This is a genomic window from Amycolatopsis acidicola (assembly GCF_007713735.2).
Lineage (GTDB): Bacteria > Actinomycetota > Actinomycetes > Mycobacteriales > Pseudonocardiaceae > Amycolatopsis_E > Amycolatopsis_E acidicola.
Map to the genome: position 1 here is coordinate 14,657 of NZ_VMNW02000056.1, position 22,860 is coordinate 37,516.

General features: G+C 61.3%; 25 protein-coding genes. 22 read left to right on the forward strand and 3 right to left on the reverse strand.

The annotated features are described in order from the left end of the window. Window positions 1-109: 109 nt before the first annotated feature. Window positions 110-1,078, forward strand: a complete 969-nt coding sequence (locus tag FPZ12_RS29495; RefSeq protein ID WP_144748842.1) for an AAA family ATPase — start codon at window positions 110-112, stop codon at window positions 1,076-1,078. 657 nt (window positions 1,079-1,735) lie between these two features. Here FPZ12_RS29495 and FPZ12_RS29500 read toward each other — a convergent pair. The 3 genes from FPZ12_RS29500 to FPZ12_RS29510 form a co-directional block, all read right to left on the reverse strand. Continuing rightward, window positions 1,736-2,197 carry a recombinase family protein gene (locus tag FPZ12_RS29500; protein WP_144748840.1) on the reverse strand — a complete coding sequence of 154 codons (462 nt, stop codon included), beginning with the start codon at window positions 2,195-2,197 and terminating at the stop codon, window positions 1,736-1,738. Window positions 2,198-2,231: 34 nt separating this feature from the next. Then, window positions 2,232-2,498: a hypothetical protein gene (locus FPZ12_RS29505; RefSeq protein WP_144748838.1), complete on the reverse strand. Its 267-nt coding sequence runs from the start codon at window positions 2,496-2,498 to the stop codon at window positions 2,232-2,234. Between the two features lie 80 nt (window positions 2,499-2,578). Further along, on the reverse strand, window positions 2,579-3,061 hold the full coding sequence (locus tag FPZ12_RS29510) for a hypothetical protein (RefSeq protein ID WP_144748836.1): 483 nt from the start codon (window positions 3,059-3,061) through the stop codon (window positions 2,579-2,581). A gap of 127 nt (window positions 3,062-3,188) precedes the next feature. Here FPZ12_RS29510 and FPZ12_RS29515 point away from each other — a divergent pair, with 127 nt between their 5' ends. From FPZ12_RS29515 to FPZ12_RS29615, 21 genes are all read left to right on the forward strand, one after another. Next, the gene (locus tag FPZ12_RS29515) at window positions 3,189-3,692 is read left to right on the forward strand and encodes a hypothetical protein (RefSeq protein ID WP_144748834.1); all 504 of its coding nucleotides are present in this window, start codon (window positions 3,189-3,191) and stop codon (window positions 3,690-3,692) included. 344 nt (window positions 3,693-4,036) lie between these two features. Next, entirely contained in the window at window positions 4,037-4,579 is a 543-nt protein-coding gene (locus FPZ12_RS29520) for a hypothetical protein (protein WP_144748832.1), read from the forward strand. Between the two features lie 81 nt (window positions 4,580-4,660). Continuing rightward, window positions 4,661-4,960 carry a hypothetical protein gene (locus FPZ12_RS29525; RefSeq protein ID WP_144748830.1) on the forward strand — a complete coding sequence of 100 codons (300 nt, stop codon included), beginning with the start codon at window positions 4,661-4,663 and terminating at the stop codon, window positions 4,958-4,960. Window positions 4,961-5,659: 699 nt separating this feature from the next. Further along, the gene (locus FPZ12_RS29530; RefSeq protein WP_481726123.1) at window positions 5,660-6,091 is read left to right on the forward strand and encodes a phage terminase small subunit; all 432 of its coding nucleotides are present in this window, start codon (window positions 5,660-5,662) and stop codon (window positions 6,089-6,091) included. After that, window positions 6,091-7,749 (forward strand): hypothetical protein, encoded by a 1,659-nt coding sequence (locus FPZ12_RS29535; RefSeq protein WP_144748826.1) that lies wholly within the window; start codon window positions 6,091-6,093, stop codon window positions 7,747-7,749. The genes FPZ12_RS29530 and FPZ12_RS29535 overlap by 1 nt, the downstream gene beginning before the upstream one ends. 9 nt (window positions 7,750-7,758) lie before the next feature. Continuing rightward, the gene (locus FPZ12_RS29540) at window positions 7,759-9,081 is read left to right on the forward strand and encodes a phage portal protein (protein ID WP_144748824.1); all 1,323 of its coding nucleotides are present in this window, start codon (window positions 7,759-7,761) and stop codon (window positions 9,079-9,081) included. Next, complete coding sequence (locus FPZ12_RS29545) at window positions 9,078-9,992, forward strand: VG15 protein (protein WP_144748822.1); 915 nt, start codon at window positions 9,078-9,080, stop codon at window positions 9,990-9,992. The genes FPZ12_RS29540 and FPZ12_RS29545 overlap by 4 nt, the downstream gene beginning before the upstream one ends. Continuing rightward, a complete protein-coding gene (locus FPZ12_RS29550) occupies window positions 9,989-10,468 on the forward strand; it encodes a hypothetical protein (protein ID WP_144748820.1) in 480 nt (159 codons plus the stop codon). The genes FPZ12_RS29545 and FPZ12_RS29550 overlap by 4 nt, the downstream gene beginning before the upstream one ends. Before the next feature lie 27 nt (window positions 10,469-10,495). Further along, on the forward strand, window positions 10,496-11,380 hold the full coding sequence (locus tag FPZ12_RS29555; protein ID WP_166462949.1) for a phage major capsid protein: 885 nt from the start codon (window positions 10,496-10,498) through the stop codon (window positions 11,378-11,380). A 160-nt stretch (window positions 11,381-11,540) separates the two neighbouring features. Continuing rightward, window positions 11,541-11,942, forward strand: a complete 402-nt coding sequence (locus tag FPZ12_RS29560; RefSeq protein WP_144748816.1) for a Gp19/Gp15/Gp42 family protein — start codon at window positions 11,541-11,543, stop codon at window positions 11,940-11,942. 349 nt (window positions 11,943-12,291) lie between these two features. Next, window positions 12,292-12,576 carry a DUF5403 family protein gene (locus FPZ12_RS29565; protein ID WP_144748814.1) on the forward strand — a complete coding sequence of 95 codons (285 nt, stop codon included), beginning with the start codon at window positions 12,292-12,294 and terminating at the stop codon, window positions 12,574-12,576. After that, window positions 12,573-12,992 (forward strand): hypothetical protein, encoded by a 420-nt coding sequence (locus FPZ12_RS29570; RefSeq protein WP_144748812.1) that lies wholly within the window; start codon window positions 12,573-12,575, stop codon window positions 12,990-12,992. The genes FPZ12_RS29565 and FPZ12_RS29570 overlap by 4 nt, the downstream gene beginning before the upstream one ends. A 67-nt stretch (window positions 12,993-13,059) precedes the next feature. After that, entirely contained in the window at window positions 13,060-13,647 is a 588-nt protein-coding gene (locus FPZ12_RS29575) for a phage tail tube protein (protein ID WP_144748810.1), read from the forward strand. A gap of 95 nt (window positions 13,648-13,742) precedes the next feature. Continuing rightward, window positions 13,743-14,117 carry a phage tail assembly protein gene (locus FPZ12_RS29580; protein WP_144748808.1) on the forward strand — a complete coding sequence of 125 codons (375 nt, stop codon included), beginning with the start codon at window positions 13,743-13,745 and terminating at the stop codon, window positions 14,115-14,117. After that, the gene (locus tag FPZ12_RS29585) at window positions 14,080-14,511 is read left to right on the forward strand and encodes a hypothetical protein (RefSeq protein ID WP_144748807.1); all 432 of its coding nucleotides are present in this window, start codon (window positions 14,080-14,082) and stop codon (window positions 14,509-14,511) included. The genes FPZ12_RS29580 and FPZ12_RS29585 overlap by 38 nt, the downstream gene beginning before the upstream one ends. 3 nt (window positions 14,512-14,514) lie before the next feature. After that, window positions 14,515-17,382: a phage tail family protein gene (locus tag FPZ12_RS29590; RefSeq protein WP_144748805.1), complete on the forward strand. Its 2,868-nt coding sequence runs from the start codon at window positions 14,515-14,517 to the stop codon at window positions 17,380-17,382. Between the two features lie 2 nt (window positions 17,383-17,384). Beyond that, window positions 17,385-18,341, forward strand: a complete 957-nt coding sequence (locus FPZ12_RS29595) for a hypothetical protein (protein WP_144748803.1) — start codon at window positions 17,385-17,387, stop codon at window positions 18,339-18,341. A 10-nt stretch (window positions 18,342-18,351) separates the two neighbouring features. Further along, a complete protein-coding gene (locus FPZ12_RS29600; protein ID WP_144748801.1) occupies window positions 18,352-20,973 on the forward strand; it encodes a hypothetical protein in 2,622 nt (873 codons plus the stop codon). A gap of 10 nt (window positions 20,974-20,983) precedes the next feature. Beyond that, window positions 20,984-21,745: a hypothetical protein gene (locus FPZ12_RS29605; protein WP_144748799.1), complete on the forward strand. Its 762-nt coding sequence runs from the start codon at window positions 20,984-20,986 to the stop codon at window positions 21,743-21,745. Between the two features lie 339 nt (window positions 21,746-22,084). Beyond that, window positions 22,085-22,468: a hypothetical protein gene (locus tag FPZ12_RS29610; RefSeq protein WP_144748796.1), complete on the forward strand. Its 384-nt coding sequence runs from the start codon at window positions 22,085-22,087 to the stop codon at window positions 22,466-22,468. 2 nt (window positions 22,469-22,470) lie between these two features. After that, window positions 22,471-22,836 carry a hypothetical protein gene (locus FPZ12_RS29615; RefSeq protein ID WP_144748795.1) on the forward strand — a complete coding sequence of 122 codons (366 nt, stop codon included), beginning with the start codon at window positions 22,471-22,473 and terminating at the stop codon, window positions 22,834-22,836. Window positions 22,837-22,860: the final 24 nt, after the last annotated feature.

The following is a 22,860-nucleotide window of genomic DNA, read 5'->3' on the forward strand; positions in this document are numbered from 1 at the left end:
CCCCGCACCCCAGCCGTCCCTTCACCACGGGGGTCAACAATGAGCATCACCACTCGAGCCGCCCTTGCACTAGCCGTTCTACTACAACTTGCGGGCGTAGCCTTGACGCTTGCGCCGCAGCCGTGAGGCCACTCGATACGCCGGCGACACGAGAGAAGCGTTTCGCGAGCTCGGACTTACTCCCGACGAGGCCGGCTGTTTGAAGTTCGGGGATGACGAGGAATTCCCGGGGTTCTTGCATCTGTGGAGCGACAACCCGCCGGGCTTCCTTCAGGACTACGTCCGGGAGACCGGGCGGAAGAGCATCAGCAAGTTCAACTACGTGGCTTGGCGAAACCACGCGGGCGACACCAAGGCGGCCTACCGCGAGCTCGGCCTAGGCGAAACCAACGACAGCGATGCTGCTGACTACGCCGAGTTCCTCGCAGAGCTCACCAACGCGGAAGATCTCCCTGATAACCACAGCGTTACCCATTTTACAAATGGGATGGGTAACGGTGTGCTCGAAATCGCAGGTCAAAGCGTTGCTGAGCAGGCAGTTCACCACTCTGAAAACCAGAAAGTGGTGAACACCGAAGACGACGCAGAGCCGAGCCCCGAGGATCTCTACACCGCCGCGGAACTGGCCTACGTGCCTGCCCACCTGCGAACCCTGGTCGGACGCGAGATTGGCATCAGGCGCGCTCGGAAACTAGCCCAAGAGATCGACGGCCGCGTACAGGTACAGCTTGCCGAGGAGGCCGCCGAGGAGGGAGACATAGCTATCAACATGGTTACCGCCTTCAACGCGGAATACGACGATGAGGAATACACGGTCGTCGGGTTGCTCGGACAAGGGTCCAAGGCCCTGTTCACAGCACCAGCCAAGGCAGGCAAGACGACGACAATGTCAAGCCTTGTCTACTCGCTGTCACACGGCAAGCCGTTCCTCGACCACTTCGACGTCCCCGAGCGTCAACGCGTGTTCATCATCGATACGGAGATGACGCAGCGAAAGCACGTCGAGTGGCTCCGCGGCGTGAACATCGATCCCGAGCTGGTCAGTACCGCGTACATGCGCGGGCAGGCCCAGCGGTAGTAGATCAAAACCCCAGGTCACAGCCTTCCGATCCATTGACCTACTCACCACAAAATCAGGTCGAAAAGGACACAGGCAGTACCGAACTCGACACGCATGGCAACGACATCGCCATCTCGCGTGGCTGTACAGCACGGGCAAACTCCGCGCCGAGCCGAACACACGCTACGTGGCTCTCGAAGCCGCAACCATGGGGCCTCGCTCTTGGCTGAACGAACGGGACTCTCCGAGCCCACCGTGCGCAAAGCCGTCCTCCAGCATCACCCGCGCAGCTTGTTCGATGGTGCCTTCGCTCGCGGCCGGGTGACTTGAATCCTTGGGGTCGTCGTTCAAGTTTCCGCGTTCGGACTTGAATCCGCTGGGCTCCTGCAGAAACGACATAGTTTCGGCACGAATTACGGCATCCGCTTGGGTCCGATGCTAGGCGGCTCAAGCTGGCCAATCCCGTTGTGTCGTTTTGACATGCCCGTGACCAGCAAGGTTGTCGTTTTACCCCCTCATTCAAACTCTCTCTCATGGGAGAAAAGAGATAGAAAGAGTGTTTGAGCTTGGCGACATACCGACATGCCCTGGTGCAAATCAAAGCTTACGCGGACCACCCCTACTCTTCTACATGGTTAGGGGAGGAAGTACATAACTACACCAAATCACACCGGTCTAGCACTCTTGCTCGAGGAACTCGGCGTAACTTTCGCCGACCTCGCCGAGTTCCTCGAGCTGGGCACGGATCGCCCGCGGATCCCGGGCGTCGAGAGCGCGCCGTAGGCGTTCTACGCTGCGGCCTGTCGATGCTCGGTGCCCGATCTCCGCAACGCCCTCCGCGGGTCGCAACTCGGCCAGGCTAATCAGCCCCTGTTCCACGGTCAGCATGCTCTTACCCTGCGCCTGCAGCCGCTCGGACAGCACCTCCACGGTCCGGACTGCGCGACCGTACCTGGCCAGGTCGATCGCCAAGACCGCGTCCCACGTCCCTGCATTCTCGTCGTCGAGCCACGGCGCCAGGTCTGTGTCTTCGGTCCACCCGACGACGGTGTGCCCGCGGGAACGCGCGTAGCCCTCGACGGCAGCACGCTGGGCGCCGACGCGGTCGTTGCGCAGCTTACCAAGCATGCGGGCCACGGGTCCTCCATGTTCCGATCGGATGGGTCCGATTCTAGGGGCCGTCGACTAGCTGCTCCAGCGCAGCCGCAAGTCTGCGGAGTGTATCCGGCGCATCCACCTTCGGTATCACGCCATCCGCAATGGCTTCGATAGGTAGGAAGATGATCACGCGGAGCGCTGTCGTCGAACCGCGTTCCGTGCGATCGATCTTGTAGCGTGTAAACCCCTGGTCCGTTAGCGCCTTCTCGACAGCATCGTAGCTGACCGATCCGTCCGCCTCGACGTTGATACCCGTCGTTCCGCCCACCAAACTGATCACGACCCCCGGCTCCAATCTTCGTGCGTTTTGATCAGCAGAAAGGTCGGATCTTGAGGCAGCAGCGTTACAGGCCGATCGAGTTACTGCGGGAGTACTTCCACAAACGGCCTGAGGTACTTCGCCGTGGGGAGAAGCACCTCACCCAACGAAAGCCTGATTGACAGTTGGGCGCCCTTAGCACGAAGAGTGGCCAACTCTTCCTGAATGTTCTGCATTTCGGGAACTAAACTCCAACCTGTGGTCTTATAGAGGAAGACTCCCAGCGATTCAAAACCATCGATACGACCTCGAATTGAGATATCCGGCTTGTGTGGCCTGCCTGCCCGCTGCAGAATGATCATGCGAGCTTCAACAGAGTCCGGATTTTCCAGCTGAAGGACAACTTCGGACGTATCCGTTATGACCCTGTGTTCACCAGTCAGGCCGCACCTATCTACACAACCTCCGAATTCTTCAGACAAAGTCGTGACCACAGCCTCGTCATTCGCGGAAAAGATCAGTGTCGGCGTTGCGATTGGCACACCATTCGATACGTAGCCTGCCTTGATCCTTCCCGCATGCACGCGCCTTCCCTCCGCCCCCCGACTCACACGAGAATCGGATTCGCCTTTTGAAATATCCAGCCCGGAACAGATAGTACGCGCAGACTCATCTCGCATGTCCAAACACCCAAGACCCCGTGCTATGCCCATGCCCGGGGCACTCTTCATGCCCGGAGAACACTCTTTGAACGATCTACCCCTGCGCGTCGGCTCGAATCGAGATCTGGATCGCATCGCCACAGAGCTCACCGGGATCGCGGTCATCCAGCCTCAGAAACCGGGAGGCGGCCCAACCCTTCCCTTGCTCGAGGACGCCGACACCGAATGGGCCCCCATCGCCGCAGCCATCCCTCTCTGCGGTGAAGCCGCAGCCGTCTCCATCGTCGCCGAGCTGTCTCCGAAGCAAGCCGAGCTCGTCGCCGCGGTCATGGATGGCTGCCCGATGCCCGCCGGCCGTCCCTCGGATGAGCTGATGGAGCGACTTGGTCACCCGACTGCGACCGCGGCCCAGCGTCGTAACGCCCGCAGCGCCGTCGTTTCGCTCTGGCGCACGACTCGCAGCCGACTTGTAGATCTGTGGGCGGAAGCGCCGCCCGCGATTGATCGGGCTCGGTTGAAATCGTCGCGCGAAGGGAACGGGCACAGATCATAACATCCATGTAACGAATACGGTGACCGCTCCCTAAAATCCCCCGTTTCTCCTAGTCGCATGTATGCCGACACGACTATTTATAGGGGGCGCTTTCCGATCATCCTGCAAAACAGCACGCCGAGCGAGCGCTTTTACGTCGGCGACGGGCTCTTGATCGGGGCCTCCGCAATTCGCCCTGCCGTGGATTCAGCCACGCGGTCCGCTGCAAGTCGGACCAGGGCACAAAAAGCCGCTGGGACATCCAGCAGCCCACGCCGAGCTTCATCGGCGTTCTCCGGCTCTCGGCTCAAATCCTGAGCGTGCGCCTGCGCAAATAACTGCGCGTAGCGGAAGTTTTCAACCAAGTGATCGACCCTGCTATTCATGCGGAGTACCTGGCCGCTCGCCATGCCTACGGCGACGCTTTCAACATCATCCGCGATCGCGAGCTAGACTCGCGCGATCTCGCCTTCGGCGCAAGGTACGGACTCATCAGCCCCGCCAGTTTCGGCCGCCGCGTCGAGTGGCGAATAGCCGAGGCTTTCGACCTGTTCCTTGAGCCGGCGTCCGCACACCGCGGCGACGCCACGAACGACGCCGGCCGAGCTTTCGAGATCAAGGCTTCTGCTGCTGCGAGCGGAACGGCGATCTTCAACCAGATCCGCCTAGCCGAACCGATCTCGCGGTACTTGCTCGCGGCGCTGGACGCGGATCTTGGCTGGCACGTTTTCGTCTTGACCCACGAGCAACTCGCCACCGAGCCGCTTTTGCGAAATCAGCACAGCCGTACGCACCTGAAGATGATCCGGTTGCCGGTGTGTGGCGAGGACTGGCTTCGTTGGTCCGACGACTACGAGCACGTGGTGGTCGGGGCTCTGGAAGACCTCCCTGCCACATTGGTCCCGTAACCCCTGCTTGAAGCCCGCCTTCACCAGCACCGATGAAGGCGGGCTTACTCATCCCCCAGTTCGCCGCGGAAGGAACCGGCCATGATGCCTGAGATCGAATCCACCGACGGCGTAATAGACGCGCTCCTCGCCGATCTCGCGGAATTCACCGAGCTTCCGCCGGCGCTGTCCGTTGCCATTCACGGCGACCGGCTCGGCTACTCGCTTGCCCTCATCGACCCGGAAGACGGCCAGGTGCTCGCCCGCGCGTCCGCGCCGAGTTTCGGCGAGGCACTGAGCCTCGTGCATGGTCGGTTCGTCGAAGCGCTTGAGGAGATCCGGCGACATGGCGGCGAAGCGGCAGCCGCGCTGCAGGACGAAGAGGACGACGATGGCTATTAGCCAGCTGCCATACGGGCCTGGGTCGACGTTGTGGGCCTACTGGATCAAACGCATTCCTGAATTCGCCGCCCTGCCGACCCCGTGGACCTCCCTCCGGAATGCCCTGATCCGCGCTGGGGTCCCCGCCCACGAAGCGCCGGGACTCGCGACCAACCTAATGCTGGCGACCCCAGTCGGGCGGGCTGCGTTCTACGCGCACCACGGCAAGGGGGACGGGTGACTAGCCGTCGGTTGTCTCCGCTCCCGCCGAACTGGCCTCAACTCCGTGCCGACTGTCTGGCGAACGCCAGCTACCGCTGTACCTGGCGCGAACACGGTGAGCGCTGCGCCGCGCGAGCAACGGACGCCGACCACTTCGGCGATCGCGACGACCACACGAAACTTCGAGCTCTTTGTTCGGCGCATCACGATCGCCGGACGGCCACCCAGGCTGGTCAAGTCAGCGCCCGGATCCAAGCTCAAGCTCGACGGTCGCGACGACAACACCCCGGCCAATTGAGTTGATCTTCTGTCGATCTCCCCTAGCCGGTGTCCACATGCGACACATGGCAAGCCTCTGACCTGAGAAAACAGGGGCAGGGGCTACACCCCCGCTGACCTGCTCCTCTGTCCGGGGGTCATACCCGCTCACACCCTGCCGAGGTTTTCAACTCACGGTAGTTGATCTTTACTCCGCGCGACTTCACCCAGGAGGTGACCATGGGCACCCGCGGCCCCAGGCCAAAACGCGCCGACCAGCTGCGCGGCCACGGTGCCCAGAGTTCGCGTGAGCAAGGAGGTGTAAGCCGATCCGAGCCGACAGACATCGCATGGCCTGAGCCGGATCCAAGCTGGCACCCGTTGGCCCGTGACTGGTACCTGTCCCTGCAGGTCCCGTCGATCGCCTGCTACCTGCAGCAAACCGACGTAGCGCAAGCCCGCGTTATCGCGCACATTCTCACCGAGCAGCTCAACCGTCCCGGCGGGCCGGTGGCAAACGCGTTGTCGCCGATCTTCTCCGCGATGGACTCGCTTCTCACAAGCGAGGGCGCGCGCCGCCGGCTGTCCATCGAGATCGATCGCCGCGAAGTCACCGCACCCACTCCGCTCGTGGTGGCCGATCGTCGGGACCGCCTGGCCAAGGGGGCCTGATGACCGTTCGGTACCCACTGCCGGAAGGCGCGGAGCGGGTCCGGAACTCGGAGGGATTTGTTTGGGTCCGCGTCCGAGGTGAAGACGGCGAGTCTCGCTGGCTTCTTCCCGCTGACCTGGGTCTCGACGAGACGATCGGCTGGGAATGCATTGCATGGGCTGAAAAATGGCTCGTACTTCATGGCGAACCGCTCCGGCTCACCGACGAACAGCTTCGTCAGATCCTCTGGGCTTCTGCTGTTGACACCGAACGCCAGGACTTCGCCTTTCCCGTCACGGCCGTGTGCCGCGTCAAGGGCACCGGAAAAGACCTGATCTCTGCGATTTTCTGCCTGTTTGAGCTGTGCGGAAACGCTCGCCCGTCGTTCGTGGACGGCGAGGTCCTCCCGACCTCCGTACGAGAGCCCTGGGTGATCGTCGCGTCTACGTCGCTCGATGCCACCTCGTTCACCAGCAACTACTTCCGGTCGCTGGTCTCCCAGGATGCCATCGATTTTTACGGCCTCGACCTTGGCCGGCAGATCACCTACACCGCAGCCGGCGGGCGACTTGAGAGCGTCACCTCGCAGCCTGGACGTATCGAAGGCGCTCGAGGAACTTTCTTTTCTGCCACAGAGATCGGGCTGTGGACGCCCAGCACGGGCGGCCCCGCCATGTGGTCCGCCGTCGAGCGTGGCGCGGCCAAGCTCCGACACACACGCTTGGTCGTCACCTCGAACGCCTACGCCGTAGGCCAGGGCTCCGCCCTCGAACTCCTTCACGACGACTACCGCGCTGTCCAGGAAGGACGGATGACGGACACCGGGCTGAACTACGACTCGCTCTCCGCGCCGGCGGACACGGATCCCTCAGACCAGGATTCCCTTCGCCGCGGGATTGTTGAGGCATGCGGCGATGCCGTTGTCTGGATCGACACCGAGCGCCGGCTGCAGCTCGCGCTCGCAGCGCGGACCACGATCGAAAGCACGCTCCGCTTCTCCCTAAACATCCCCGCCGCTCAGGACACCGCCGTCTACGACTCCCTCACCTGGGACGCGACCAAAGATGAAGCATTGCGGCTCGAGGCCGGCGACACCATCGCTCTCGGTCTCGACGTATCGCTGTCGGATGACTCCTCCGCCCTGGTGGCTGTGCGTCTCCACGACAAGGCCGCGTTCCTTCTCGAGGTTGTCGAGCGCCCGCCGTCCGCGCCTCCTGATTGGACAGTGAACATCGGCGTCTTTGAACGAGCGATCGGGACAGCATTCGGCCTTTACGACGTAGCCGCGTTCTTCAGCGACGTAAACCCAATTCAGGGCCATGTGTTGGCGTGGGAACGGGAGTACGGCGATCGCGTCCGGGCTCGGTTTGACATGAATAACGCCATTGCAGCGGACATGCGTGGCAGCCAAAAGCGATTCACCGCAGCGCACGAGACCCTGGTGGCCCTCGTGGAATCCGGCGAATTGCGCCATGACGGCAACAGCACGCTGCGTCGTCACGCGCTCAATGCGCATCGCCGCCCAAATCGCCACGGCGTTAGCTTCGGCAAAGAAACGAAGCACAGCCCCAAGAAAGTAGACGCCTACGCCGCTCTGCTGCTGGCCTTGATGGCCGCGTTGGCGGCCGAATCCACCACCGCCGCCCCAGTTCGCCGGGGCCGCGTACGACTTCGTTAGGAGCCCCAGTTGGCGGCGCCATCGGAACTGAACCGGCTCCTGACCGGGCTTGACGCCACGCATGGCCGGATTTGCAAACTCAACAAATACTACGACGCTGAGCTCGTCGCAACGCAACTAGGGATAAATATCCCTCCTCGTCTCCACGCGCTCGCCTTCGCACTCGCGTTGTGTCGACTCGTCACGTCGATCTACGAAGAACGACTCGAGATCAGCGAAATCGTTGCGACAGGTGACGACGACGCCACGCAAACCATCCAGCGGTGGCGGACCCTAAACGCGATGCTCGAGAAGGAGAGCCTCGTCCACACGGAGGCCCTTGCCGTCGGGCGCGGGTGGGTCGTCATCGGCGCGCACCCGACGATCGACAACACCCCACTCCTCACCGTCGAATCTGCCGGCAGTCTGTTTGGCCGCCGGGACCCCGCCACTGGCGAACTGATCTCGGTCGTTCGTAGATATGGCGATGATGACGATCAGCGAGCGTCGCTGTACCTCCCGAACGGGACCGAGTACTACGGCCGCACCTCCAACGGCACGTGGGACGTCGACAGCTCCATTGAGCCTGTCGATCACGGTCTCGGCATCGTGCCAGTCGTGCCGGTCGTCAATCGGGCCCGGATTGACCGTCCGTGGGGCCGCAGCGAGTTCGAGGACATCCTCGGCCTGGTTGACGCCATCTGCCGCTCGTTCACCAGCCTGGCTGGCGCGCAAGAACTGGCCGCGCTCCCGGGCCGCGTTCTAACCGGCGTTACCGAGGAAGACTTCAAGGACGAAGACGGAAACGTCATCACCGAGATCGACCTATACCTGGGGCGGATTCTCGCGCTGCAGAACAAAGACGCTCAGGTCAAGGAGTTCACCGCCGCCCAGCTGTCCCAATTCACGAGCACGGCGATGTTCTATCTCAAGCAGGTTGCAGGTCTTACCGGAATCCCGAGCCGGCATTTCGGCATCGCGTCCGAATCCAACCCCGCGTCAGCAGACTCGATCCGCGCGGATGACTCCAGAATGGACCGTCGAGCTACGCGTATCGGTGCTTCGTTTGCTACGCCTTGGTCCAAGGTCTACACGATCGCCGCCAAGCTGGTGCTGAACGAAGACTGGGCAGTCGAGACTCGGTTCCGGTCGCCCTCCACGTTGAACCTCGCAGCTCAGGCCGACGCTGCGACCAAACTGGCCGGCGCAAAGATGCCGGACGGCACGCCCCTGGTAACTCGAAACTGGATTTTGAAGAACATCCTGGGCATGTCCACTGTCGAAGCTGACGCTGTGGTCGAAGCCACCGAAGACTCGGCGCTACAGCAGCTGCTGAACGCTGTCCGCGAATGACCCCGGCTGAGGTTTACGTCGCTCAGCTCAAGCTGACCGCGGCGCTAGCAGCAGCGTTGACCCCAACCTTGTGGCCCTTGATCGGTACGCAGCTTACGTCCAGTTTGATCACGACCCTGGCGAAAGCCCTGCTCCCGGACGTCCAGCAATCCCGTGCAGCTCAGCAACAATTGGCCACGCTGTCTTATCGGGAGGCGAAGAAGGCCGCCTTGCCGTCCGAAAGCCCGATTGCAGCGCCCCCAGTCCGGGAGTACACCGCGGACGATCTCCAGAAAGGACTGGAGCGCGTCCTTTCCACAGAGACGCCGCTCGACGAGAACGACATTGCGCGTGCGATTCGAGTCGCGGACCAACACTCTCGGAATGCGTATCGGAACCAGACTGTCGCTTTCAGCCTCGCCGACGAGGACGTTCTTGGCTGGGCCCGGATCGATCCTGAACCACCAACGTGTGTTTTTTGCACGATGCTGATCAGCCGCGGTCCGGTCTACACCACAGCGGAAACTGCTGGCGAGCAAAATCACTACCACGGCGGTTGCACTTGCGTGCCAGCTCTTGTCTTCCGGAGCGAGAAGTATACCTGGCCCGGACGTGACAAGTTCCTCGATGCAGAGGCCCTTTGGAAAAGTTCCGGAGGGGATTTCAAGAAATTTCGTCGCATCGTCAATAAACGCAACGGAACCGCCCGCGCGGACACGAACGAAGCCAGTGAGAAGTCCGCGAAAGACCCGAATTCCGCCGCGGTCAAAAAGCGTGCGGCCGACCTCAAGGCAGCACGAGCACAGCTCAAGACGCTCGAGAACCTTCAGCCAAAAAGCGAGTCAGCCAAGGACTACAAGGCGAAACAGCTTGCGGTCCTGAAAAATCGTATCGCGAAACTCACCGATCCTCAGGCAGGAGAAGTAATATGACCGAACAGCCCCCGGCCGGCAATCCCCAATCCGTCACCGAACTCCCCGAGTTCTGGCAGGGCGAGATCACCCGAGCCCGCGACGACGCGGCCAAATACCGCACCGAACGAAACGCGCTTCGGGATCAGCTTGGCATCGCGACCGAAAAGGCGTCGAAGTTCGACGAGCTGTCGGAGAAGTACGAGCAGTCGCTCACGTCCGTCGCGGACTCCGATTCGAAGTACGGAAAGTTGTCCGCTGTCCTCGGAGCGATCCAGGACACGACCATCCCCGCCCACCGCGCGCTCACTTTGGCCTCTCGCGTGCAAGGCGCGACGGCCGAGGAGTGGGCCGCCGACGCGAAGTCCCTTGTGGACATGTTCTCGGGTTCTGCAGGTCAGCCCCGCCGCCCCATTGATCCCTCGCAGGGACAGGGGCACGTCCCGCTCAACGACGGGGACGCCCTCACCGAAGCGCTGAAGAACGCGCTGGGCTGACCCAAACCATTCTGAAAGGTACCCATCGTGGCTCTTACCACGTCCAAGTTTGTGCTCAACCAGGCGCAGGCTTCCCCGATTCTGTCGACGGCCCGTCAGAACAGCGTCATCATGGCGCTGGGCACTCAGGAAGTTCTTGGCTTGGGCGGCACGAACGTGCCGGTCTTCCTTGACGAGCCCGAGGCAGCGTTCGTCGGCGAAGCCGCTCGCAAGCCGATTTGGGACCCTGACGTCACCAACAAGACGATGCAGGTCCGCAAGCTCGCGCTGACTGTTCCGGTGTCGGCGGAGACCGCGCGTGCCAACCCGGGGGGCGTCATCGAGTCCCTGTCCCCGAAGATCGGCGGTGCGTTCGCCCGTGGACTCGATAACTACGTTTTGCACGGCGGGGTTTCCGGCGCCGACTACGTCGACCAGACCACGAAGGCAGTGGAGCTGGGCACCGCGACCCAGGCCAACGGCGGCACGTACGCCGACATCAACGCGGGGCTGAAGCTTCTCGTCGATGATGACCGTGATTTCACTGGCGCCATTTTCGACAACACCGCGGAACCAATCCTGAACGCGGCTGTCGATCTCAACGGCCGTCCGCTGTTTGTCGACACCCCGCTGACTGACGGCAATCCCGTCGTTCGTGCCGGCCGCATCCTTGGTCGCCCGGCCTACCAGGCCAAGGGGCTCAAGGGGGCGACCACGAACCTGGGATACCTGGGCGATTTCGCGCGGATCCACTGGGGCGTTCTCACCGCGCTTAGCGTTACCTTCTCGACTGAGGGCACCTTGGTCCAGTCGGACGGCTCGGTCCTGAGCGCCGTTCAGGACAACCTCGTCATCGTTGTCGCAGAGATGGAGGTCGGTTACGTGATCGCGGACACCGCCGACTTCGTGAAGCTGACCAACGCCACCGCCTGATATCGGCCGTGACCCCGGCGGAGCAATCTGCCGGGGTACTTCCCCGGAGGGCCCATGACAAAACTTACTGCCCCCAGTGGTTCTCGCGTGGAGGTCCCCGACCACATGGCGGATTCCCTTCGAAGCCAGGGCTTTCGTGACACCGAGGAGGTGAAGCAGCGTGGCGGTCGCAGCAGCAGCGGACGTAGCCGCACGACTCGGAAGGCCGCTGACAGAACCGGAACAGGCGCAGGCTGAAGCCTACCTGGACGACGTAGAGTCCGAGCTGGTTTCTCGAATCCCTGACCTGCTGACAAAAAGCGATGTTGACGAGAATTTCAAAGCCCGAGTAGTCCGCGTTGAGTGCGCTGCTCTTCTCCGAGTCCTGCGGAATTCCGACGGCGTAGCCAGCGAAACCGTCGGGGACTACAGCATCTCTTTCATTCGAGCTGCTGCTTCCGGTTTCGTCGTCATCACCGACGACGAATGGAAGCTGCTCGGCTCGAATCGCGGCGCCTTCATGTTGGGCTACAAGGTGCCGCCGTGGTTCCCGTCCTGCGATGACGATCTCCGGCGGTACTGATGGCGCTTTTAGATTCTCCTCCGCATGTCCTCGAGTTGTACCCCCGAGTGCGGTCGGCGGATGGCGACGGAAATGAGCGTTGGGCACCCGGCACAACCGCCGTACCTTTTGCATGCTATGTCTCGCCGACAAGTTCCACACCAGTCGTCCTAAACGGCGATGCGACGAACACAGGGTTTACGGCCATCGGCAGATCCCTCCCTGGCGACGCTAACACCGAAGCCGCTCTCAACGGCGCCAGAGCAGTGTGGGGGTCTCGAGAGTTCATCGTGGACGGGCAGCCTTTGGTCCACTCCGTCGGGTCGCACGTTGCTCACGTCACCATCAAGCTCAAGGAAGGGGCGGGCACGTGAAAGTGAGCCTTCGAGCCGAGAAGACCCTCAACCGCTGGGCTGCCCGAGATTCCGAGGTCGAAGCCGCATTAGGCGACATCGCTTACGAAATTCTCGGGAAGGCGCGAGCTAATTTGGAAAAGCACCACAAGACCGGAGTTCATCGCATCACGCAGACCAAGGGAAAAGTCGACCATTACGTCAATCTCGTCGGTCCGTCGTCCACGAGCGTCGAGTTCGGTCACCACACTAAGAACGGTGAGTGGGTCGAGGGCCTTCACATCTTGAAGGACGCGCTTTGACGTCCCCCGCTCTCGACCCGCAGCTATTTGCCGTCACCGTGGTTCGCGCTGCTCTCCCTGGGTCCATTGTAGAAACGCTCATTGACGGCGCACGCGCAGTTTCGTCCGCCTCGTACGTGTGGATCAACGACGGCGGGGGGAGCAGCGTATACCCGGGCCGGCTCGACACCCCCACGATTGAGATCGTCACTTACGGCAACGTCTCCCGTTCCGAGACTTTGGCCAACGCCCAGGCCGCTCAGATGGCCCTCCACACTGCGTGGCAGGAACAAATTGTAGTGCCCACCGCCGGCCACCTGAGCTATTTCGTCGTCGATCAACGTCCGACCCTGCAGCAAGTGGACGGCCTGCCGGCAGGCGTGTTCAGATACTACGCCTCGTATTCACTGGGGCTGCGGGCTTCCTCCGCCGCCTAATTCTCCCTCCCCCTTCACTCTAGCCCGGTGTGGTTTCCCCGGGCGCTTTGTCATGCCTAGGAGCGACATGCCCAATCCCGAAGGCTATGTGGTTGCCGCCACTGGCCACGTCTATCTTGCCCCGGTCGACACCCCGGCCCCGACTCCCACCAACGTCGCCTTGTCCGCGCCAACGACCCCTTGGGCGGAAGCGTTTTACTCCGGCTCGGGCGAGAACGGCGGCGACAACCTCCCCGAATGGGGAAGTGACGGTGGGGACCTCACAGTGCTGGGTTCGTGGGGCAACCATGCCATCCGCACGATTCAGGACCCCCTGACCGAAACCCTGACCATCAATGTGTCCGAGGTCAACCGCGACGCCCTGCAGCTATACACCGGAGCCGATGGCGGCGATGTTGCCGGCGTGTTCAGCGTCAAGGGTAGCGAGGTCGGGAAGGCCGTCGAGAAGGCAGTTCTTATCGTGATCCACGACGGCGATGTTCGGCTCGGCTTCTACGCCCCGCGCGTTTCGGTCACCCGCGGCGACTCGATCTCGGTCGCCAGTGACGACGGGCTCGTTTTCCCGCTTTCGCTGACGTTGCTGGACTCCACCACCATCGAGGACCGCTACCAGTGGATTTCGGAGGACCTCTTCCCGCTCGAGTCCGGCGCCTAAACAACAACTTCCGAGCCGGCAGCGGCGCGCAGTGGGTGTAGCCCGCTGTCGGTTCGGATCTCCAACACCCACTCAATTTTACTGAGGAGAAACGTATGTCATTCCGCGAACGCATCGAATCCGAGAAGACAAAGCGCTTTCGCAGTGTCGCAATCGACGATTGGGAAACCCCGTTCGAGCTTCGAGCTCTCCAGTTGTGCGACAAGGCCGATCAGGACGCTGTCCGAGACATCTTGACTCGCGTCGACGAGATCTCCACCCGCGCAGACAAGGGTCACGAGGGCGAAACGGACGCTGACGCGCTTGAAGAGAACCTCAGAGCGTTCCTGCGCATCGTCGCGGACAATAGTGACGCTGCCGAGGCTTACTTTGCTGATTACAGCCTTCTGGATTTGACGATGGCGGTGAACCTCTATCAGGAGGACACCCAGGTTGGCGCCGCCAAAAGCCGTAATCGATCTCGTCGATGACTACGGCGACCCGCTAGACAGAGACCTTTCGTACTACCACGGTGTCGACTTCGTCGCTGATTTCTTCGGCGGGGCCATATCGCCGGAACGTATGTTGAGCAGAATCGCTCGGCTTCCCGAAGACTCCTCGTTCAACGCCGCCCGACTGGCCAAGAAGTTCGGTCGTGCCGAGACCGACTTCCGCGGCTGGACAACGGATAGGTTGCTGGCCGCGCGTCTAACCACCTACCTGGCGTGGCTGACATACGCCAAACAGCAAGAGAACTCGAAGAAAAAACTCACCGCCCCTACGCCGATACCTACTCCGTTCGATGACGGTGCGGCGGAATCGAAGACCTCCCAGTTTGCCCGAATGCTACAGGCCGCCAGGGAGGCACGTGCCGCGAGGGAGTAACAGATGCCCGAATACGGGCGTGCCTCGATCAAAGTAACCCCGGATCTCACCGGTTTCCGGAAAGAGCTCGAGGCGAAACTAAAAGAGATCGACACGAACCTAACTGTCAACGTCAACGTCGACCTTGACACGGGCAAGGCCACCGCGGAGATGGAGGCTTGGCGAAAGGCCCAGTCCGGCAAGAAAGTCAACCAGAACGTCGATGTCGACAAGGGCAAAGCATGGGAAGCGCTCGAAGGAATCTCGAGTCGCCTTCTGCAAGTGTCCGCGAGCGGAGGCCGGGCCGCTCTTGGCATCGCGGGTGTTGTATCTGCAATTGATGCCGTCTCGGCCACCGCGCCGACCCTCCTCCAGACCGCCGGTCTTCTAGCCCTGCTCCCCGCCGCTGCCGGTGCGGGAGCTGCCGCGCTCCTCACGATCAAGCTCGGCCTCGACGGTATCAAGACAGCGGCCAAGCCGCTGAACTCAGTCATTTCGACGCTCGAGACGAAGGTTTCTTCGACCTTCGAAAAGAGCCTAGCACCTGCGGTCCGGAACCTTCACGATCTCATCCCACAAACCACCAACGGTTTCGTCGGAATGGCGAAAGCCATCAGCGAATCGGCCATCAACGCAACGAAGTTGTGGGACCAGAAGTCGTCAATACGCAACACGAACGCATTGATCGACGCTTCGGTTGGCGTAGTCCGAAACCTGGGCGCCGCTATCGGTCCTGTCGTGCAGGGCCTCATCAACATAGGCGCTATCGGCGGGCCCGTTCTTCGCAACCTCACCTCGGGCGTGGGTGACGTCTCCCAGAAATTCCTGACCTGGACGGAGTCCGCCCGGGGGATTCAGCAGATCAAAGACTGGATCAACGGGGCGCTAACGTCCCTGAGGAACTTGTGGACGGTGGGGTCGGCCGTTGTAGATATTGTCCGACAGATAGTCGGCGCGCTCAACGACGCGGGAATCGGCATCGGCGGCATCTTCGGCGGTGCTGCGCTCGAACTGGACAAGTTCCTTCACACGGCCGAGGGACAGTCTGCTCTTCACGAGCTGGCGGACACACTCAAGACCGTCTCGGACGTCGTTCGGAACGTCCTCAATGCCGCTCTCCAGCAGCTTGCGCCGATCCTCGAAGCTGCGGGGCCAGCAATCCGCGAGATTGTCACACAGCTCGGAACGAAGCTAGTAAACGCGATCAACACGGTCGGCCCGATCGTCAAGGATTTTTTCCAGTTTCTTAGCGACCATAAATGGGCCGCGGACCTGGTCGCCGACCTGCTCGCCGTTGCGGCGGCGATCAAGCTAATCTCCAGCGCCAGCAAGCTAGCGACCAAAGCGTTGGGTGCCCTCCCCGGCTCGGTCGGCAAGGCCGGCGCTAAGTCCGGTACCTCGTTCGGCTCGAGCGCCGCCAGCGCTATACGTGGCATCAGTTGGGCGGCGATTGGCCTAGACATCGTCAACGAGCTAACTAGCTCGTGGTTCTCGGAGATGTCCGGTGGTAAGATCAATTCTCTGTGGGAAGCCGCTTGGCAAGGTTTCTTCGGCGGTGACGGTGTCGGAGACAACGGCATTTTTCCGTGGATCGGAAAAGCCTTCGGCGACCTTCTGCCGAACATTATCGAAGGGTCGCCGGACGCTCGATCCGAGTTCCTTCACGGCGTACTCGGAATCCCTACAGACGACGAGCTTCACCAAGCGATCGACGAAGCGCTAGGAAACAACTTCAAGGCCGGCGGAGTCCTCGACTCCGCTTGGGGCGACGCCAACAACATCTGGCGGACAGGACTCAACGACATTGGGTCGGTCACAGACGTTGGCTTCGCCAATATCGGCGCGACTGTCTCTAACACGATGTTTCAAGCGCGGGCCGCGATTTCCAGCGGAATCGGTGCGGCTTCGTTGGCTGTGTCCGGCAGCGTAGGCGGAATCGTAAGCTCGATCTCGAGCGGATTCAGCCAGGTTGGTTCGATCGCCAGCACGAGTTGGCGAGACGTCGCGGGATTCGTCTCTGGCAATATCGGAGATGCTACCGCCGCGGTTTCCGGCGGGGTCGGTTCTATGGTCGGCTCTGTCGCTAACGCGTTCGGAACCGCCATTCCGGCGGCCACGAGCAGCGGCTTGGCCTCTTGGCTCGGTGCGATCAATTCGAACATCGGTTCTGCGGTCGGCTCCGTCGCGGTCGGGATGGGCGCTATCACAAGCTCGGTCGGATCTGCGATGGGCTTTGTCGCAGGCCAGGGCTGGTCCGGCGTAGGTGCATTCGCCGCCGGGATCTCTGGCGCCGGAGCGAGCGCCGTAGGCGCGATGGCAGGAGTATCCAACGGAGTCCGAGGCGCCGCGTACGTAGACCTCCGGCCGGTCGGCTCTGCGATCGCTCAGGGCCTCGCTAACGGCATCTGGTCGAACATCGGGTCTGCCGTGGCTGCCGCCTCGAGCATGGCATCTCAGGTCGGATCGATCGTGCGATCTGTCGCCGGCGTTCACTCGCCGTCGAAGATGATGTACGACATCGGTAAGTGGCTCCCGCCGGGTTTCGCTAACGGTATTGATAGCACCGCCGACGCGGCTGTGCAGGCCGCTGCCGCGATGGTCCGGAAGGTTCAGTCTGTCGCTTCGTCTGTGGTCGCTACGGCCGACTCAGGGCGCTTCAGCGTCGACTACGGCACGGTGTCCGACGCCACGTGGAATCAGCTCTTGGCCGCGGGTTGGAAGGGCGACCCGACAGACGGCAAGGAAGCGCTGTATGCGCCGACCGTCGAAGCCAGTTCGTCTATTGAGGACCGTGTGGCCGCTGCGCTGTCGAGTTGGACATTCCAGCAAGACCCTCAGGGCCAATACAAGTTGATCCGCAAAGCGGGCCGAGACAACCTAGTGAGGCGGTAGCCGTGAAGTTCGACGACTATTTCTGGATCGGGCCTCTCGGCCAGCTTATGCCTATGTCTGTTCCAGAAGGCAACGTGGACAGGACCCCGGTTCGTGCGGGGTCTTCCTCTACGTCCCTCAACGGCAGAACCACGACCAACCGTCGTGGTACGAGGAATGCTTGGTCGCTCGAGCAGGCTTATTTGTCGGCCGATGATGTCGGCTTCCTTGAAGCCATCTACGAAGGACTGATCGAAGGGCAGCCACGCCTGATCGACCCCCTCCTGAAAAACCGCCTCAAGCCGTCGGTCGCCGCCCCTCGGGTGACAACGACGTTCAACGGAGCTGCTGACGCCTGGGCGGTTTCAGCCGGCGGCGGGCTGGTAGTGGACTCCCGCTCCGCCTCCTTCCCCTCCGCCGCGCTGGCTGGACTCCCGAAGGTGACGTACACCCAGGACTTCCGGCCTATCTCGTACTCGCTCGGGCGTTGCGTCTGTTGGAACGTCGGGACAGGAGCATCTCCGACGATGTACCCGAACGGGGCGCTGCTTTCTACCGGAAAGGCTCGCGCGTCCCGCGTAGACCCAGTTCGTCCGGGCGAGACAGTCACGTACTGGGTGCTGGCATGCAGGGCAACCTCCGCGAGCGGAACAGTGACGCTGACCCTCGACAAAGTCGCCGCGGACGGAACGATAACGGCGGGCACGGCCACTGCTTCTATCACTGGCACCGCGTGGACGCAGTACGCGATCACGTACACCGTTCCGACCGACGGGTCGGTTGCGGGGGTCGTCCCGCGTTGGACCGGGTCCTCTAGCTCCCTCCAGGTGGTCATCGGACTGTCCCAAATGGAGGAGGGCAGCGTGCCAACGCTGTGGCAGCCCGGCTATGGGGCTCCAGAAATCGATATCACCGATTTCAAGTCCAGCTCCCCGCTTTATCCCCTGGCGAACGTTTCCCTATCGATACAAGAACTTTGACGGAGGCTTTGTGTTCACGACGGGTGACCCGGCGAAGGACGCTGCGCTGTCCGAAGCACTCGCCGCGAGCGAACGTGAACTGTCCCACCACGTCTACTTTGACTGGGATAACGATGGGCAGTTCGCCAACCAGTACTCGGACCTGTCATCGGTGCTCAGCGAGAATGATATCAACCTTGAGGACGCGGCGTTAGCGACCGACCAGCCCGAAGACATCAACGCGATTCAAGGATATTCGTCGTCCGAGCTGAAGCTGGTCCTTTCGGGGCAGCGATACTCCGATGAAGCTCCAATGGAGCAGGTCCTTTCGCGGTTCAACATCAACGGCCCGTTTTTCAACCGAGACCTCAACGGGGTCTTGGTGAAGTACGACATACGAGTTCAGACGAGTCTTGGTCCTATCGATGTTCGACAGTTCACCGGCTGGGTTACCGACCTACAGATCGCCCACAGCTCTGGCGATGTCTCTGTCACGTGCAACAACAACGTACCGTGGAACAGCCGCCTTGTGACGCTTCCGCTTTGGGCATGCGACAAATACGCTGATGCGTCTGTGGTCGCCGGGGTTGGCGCGAACAACGGCAATCCGGCCCGCCCGATCAACTCCTCGTGGATCGTAGGGGAGGTCCTCCGCCAGGCTGGTACCCCGATCGGCCCTGCCGAACGGGAGGACTGCATTCTCTCGTTGTCCGGCATGGGTTCACTATTGCCTTCGATCGGCGAAAAATACCACGAGGTAACCGCGACGATCGATCGCCATCAGCTCACATCTGACTCGATCGACCTCATGTCGAAGGAGTCGACCAAGTACGGCCCGGCACTGACGCGGGTGAGCGGCACACCTACCCCGTCTGCCACGCAGACTCGCCACCCGCACCAGAACTGGTTCAAGACCGACCGCACTCGCGGATGGGCCACGGTTCCCCGCAACGGATCTACCGACGCGGCTCGAAACATCGGATTTTCGCTGTGGTCCCTCGGCAACGGGTCTACGACGAACGTCGGTCTTCCGACAGGCTACGCCTGGGCCGACTCCGGTCAGATCATGGTCCTCGGGTTGAACTCGGGCGGGATGGCGTCGGGCTCGACGTTCAGCATCATGGTTCAGGTGCTGGCCAATGGTCAGGTTTTCGTCAAGGTGCTGACGAACACAGGTTCAACGCTCGGGCAGTGGGGTTGGAAGAACCAGACTTCGGGTTGGCACTACTACGACGTGAATCTTCGGTTCACGTCTAGCTCGGTCCAATGTGTTCTCACTGTGGACGGCGTCGCTCAGGGCTCGCCGACGTACGGAGCGAACGCCACCGCCGGCTTCACCTACATGGCGTCAGCTCACCCGACGCTGAACACACGCACCCCTGACGACTACTCGAACCCGGGTTTCGTCCTCCAGTACGACCCCGCTCAGCACTACCAGATCTACTGGGGCGATTCCTCAGCTGTCTACCGTACGAACCAAGGCGTTCAACCAACAGGTCCGGACGGCAAGCCGTGGGCAAACTTCCAGTGGTGCCTGTCGGAGATGTCCTTCATCCCAGACACCGCGAACATGACTGGGTGGGAGATCCTTCAGAGGGTCGTAACGGCGGAGTTCGGCACTCTCAGAATCAATGAGTTTGCGCAGGTCGACTACGAACCACACTACGTGATTCTCAACAACTCGTCACTCCAACCGCAGGCGAGTTACACAGTGGACAACGTGCTGGATCTGGTGACAAACCCTTCTCTTGATCAGATGCGAAATAGCATAACGATCAGCTACGAGGATCGTTACCAAAATCTCGACGATGTGTGGACGAACGATTCGCCGTACGACTTTTACACACCTGGCGACGGACTAACTCACGTATTTCCTACGGTGTATCCACTGACCGATGTAGTCAGCGTGATCACCTTTGTTGCCGGGATCAGTGGCTGGCAAGACGCCGAAGGCAGCGGCGAAGGGTCGAATTATCAGCAGTCGAACCTGTCCCGGGTCACTGGCGTGGTTGCAACCGACCAGGGTAAAGACTACTACGATCCGAACCACACCCCAGCCGACCTTACAGATAACAACTTCATGAATGCGTGGGTCGTTCCAACCGCAGACCAACGGGGTCTTCAAGTCGCCACGTACTGCCTGGTCAACAGCTCGGCGTGCTATTACGGCGCGAAAGTCAACATTCAGGACTTCGGAACTACCAGCGCTACGGCCAAGGTGCCCACGACATCTTTCAAAATCAAGGGCAAGCGGATCGGTGACACCAAGACGGGCACCTACACGCTAAGCAACTCGGCCAGCGTTGCGGAGAGTGGCACCCGCCAGCTCACGATTGAGCCCTATGAATGGCGCCAGACAAAGGCGACTGCACAAGCCATCGTTCAGGCGTTGTTAGCGGACACGGTTACCCCGGCGCCGACCATCACCGGTCTGAAGATCCCGAACGATCCGCGTCTACGCGTAACGGACGTGATCTCCGTCCAGCCGGGCGAGTACTACAGCGGTCCACTTATCTGCCAGATCATGGGCCGCTCCGTCTCCGGCTCTAACGGGGAAGACACGCTCGACGCCCGAATCGTCCGTTCGCCTTCCAAGTGGACGCTCGGTGTCACCGGCGCATCCGAACTCGGCGTTACGACCGTACTCAACTAAAGGATTCCTTGTGACCGCAAGCTACCCGGTTCCGTCGCTGTCCGACGGCACCCTGGTTGTCGACAGCATGTGGAACGCACACGTCGATGCGATCAACGACTTGAACACCCGCGACAACGCCAAAGTACCGACCAGTCGCACGATCACGCCTGGCACCGGGCTGACTGGGGGCGGCGATCTCTCAGCCAACCGTACGTTGGCGGTGTCCTACGGCACCGCGGCCGGCACAGCGGCGCAAGGCAACGACAGCCGGATCACAATCACACAGGATGCCACGGTCGGAAACAACGCACTCGGCACACGAGTGACTGCGGTAGAGAGCGGTCGAGCACTGAACAAAACGGGCCGCTGGTACTCCACTTCAACAAACACTCACAACACCGGCACTCAAGCGATTACGAGCTGGATTGCGGACGGAACGGTGATGAGTGACATCACCGTTAGCGGCACCACATGGACGGTTGTGAACGCGGGTACATACGAAATAACAGGTCAGTACCACGGCACGATGGCTGAGACCTCGGGAACCGGCGGAAATACGAACTTCTTCATAGCTAAACCCGACTTGACAGCCGTATACGCGCAGTCTCAGGGTTACCGCGTTCAGTACCAGAGCGGCACCATTGAGGTATCGGACAATATTTCATCCGGCCCTGTGGCTTTTGCGGCCGGGGCGACATTCTCAGTCTATCTCGGCAGTGCAACCCCCGTTGGCATCACCTTGAGCAATAGCCTGAAGAGAACCTTCGTCTCCGCAAAAAGGATTTCGTGATGCTCGACATTTTATACGCGATCCCAGCACCTACTTTCTATTGGCGGATCCTCGTGTCCGAAGACAACCTAAAAGAGCTCGCAGACTGGGTAAACAACCACAATCCTGCAGTCACGGCTACGGCATCCGACGGACGGGTCAACCTACATCCGTTGGCCCCTTTCTCTTTAGACTACTCAGCAGGTGTTGGGCAATGGCTATCTGGCTGCACGGGTGCCGGCTACGCGCCCGCTGTATCTGACGATGAGCCACTCTCCGGCGTGCAGGCAGTCTCTAACGCCGGGGTTATCTACTCCGTCGAAACGCCAGAATCGACCACGTAAGCCAGAAAGGCGGCACATGGCGAAGACCTTTACCCGCCTAATCACGAAAACCCTGGCGCTTGCCCACACTGTATACGCGATCATCTGGATTCTGCCGCTCCACGGCTCATCGCAGATTGACCGGCCGCTGCTCACTCAAAAGCTCGCCGAGTCGGTCCCGCTGTGGGCCGTCCTCTTTGGAGTGACTGCCGCCGCGCTGTGGTTTTCGTTGCTACGAATTCGTGCCGCTACCTGGGGACACGGCTTCGGCGCGATCGCTACCTCAACCTACGGTGTCTGCTCGGCATTCTCGGCGGCAACAACGCACCCGCCGGGCTCGTTCCTGAGCGCCGCCGTGTTCCTGACAATCGCCGGTGTGCATCTGGTTGCCCAACGGACCTATGCGCGACTGGGGGTTTGATCATGGACCTGACCGCTCTGGGGTCCGTCGTGACCGCGGTCGGCGGCTTGATTGCGACCGTGATTGTTGCGCTCAACGGCCGTAGCCGGAAGCAGCGACTTTATGACCAGGAAGACGCCGTCGAGCTGAACCACCTCCGTGAATGGCGAATCGATGTCCTGAGGTGGTACGCGCGGCTGGCCGAGAAATTGGCCACGCGACGAATTGGACTGCCGGATCTCCCGGAATACCCGCCCGAGCCGGAAAGGCGGCGCAGGCGACGGCATCGCCGGGAGGAGGACGACGAATACGAAGATGACTATGACGAGCTTAGGACCATACAGGAAATCCGAGACCTCGACGAGCCACGCGAGGGACGCGAGAGATAGGCGTTTTCGGTTCGGGGTCGCTCT

Bases quoted from the DNA above. Each gene is read 5' to 3' on its own strand.
- FPZ12_RS29575 (WP_144748810.1), top strand. From the start codon at position 13,060: ATGCCCAATCCCGAAGGCTATGTGGTTGCCGCCACTGGCCACGTCTAT.
- FPZ12_RS29610 (WP_144748796.1), top strand. From the start codon at position 22,085: ATGGCGAAGACCTTTACCCGCCTAATCACGAAAACCCTGGCGCTTGCC.
- FPZ12_RS29580 (WP_144748808.1), top strand. From the start codon at position 13,743: ATGTCATTCCGCGAACGCATCGAATCCGAGAAGACAAAGCGCTTTCGC.
- FPZ12_RS29545 (WP_144748822.1), top strand. From the start codon at position 9,078: ATGACCCCGGCTGAGGTTTACGTCGCTCAGCTCAAGCTGACCGCGGCG.
- FPZ12_RS29515 (WP_144748834.1), top strand. From the start codon at position 3,189: ATGCCCGGGGCACTCTTCATGCCCGGAGAACACTCTTTGAACGATCTA.
- FPZ12_RS29590 (WP_144748805.1), top strand. From the start codon at position 14,515: ATGCCCGAATACGGGCGTGCCTCGATCAAAGTAACCCCGGATCTCACC.
- FPZ12_RS29525 (WP_144748830.1), top strand. From the start codon at position 4,661: ATGATGCCTGAGATCGAATCCACCGACGGCGTAATAGACGCGCTCCTC.
- FPZ12_RS29550 (WP_144748820.1), top strand. From the start codon at position 9,989: ATGACCGAACAGCCCCCGGCCGGCAATCCCCAATCCGTCACCGAACTC.
- FPZ12_RS29615 (WP_144748795.1), top strand. From the start codon at position 22,471: ATGGACCTGACCGCTCTGGGGTCCGTCGTGACCGCGGTCGGCGGCTTG.
- FPZ12_RS29530 (WP_481726123.1), top strand. From the start codon at position 5,660: ATGGGCACCCGCGGCCCCAGGCCAAAACGCGCCGACCAGCTGCGCGGC.
- FPZ12_RS29535 (WP_144748826.1), top strand. From the start codon at position 6,091: ATGACCGTTCGGTACCCACTGCCGGAAGGCGCGGAGCGGGTCCGGAAC.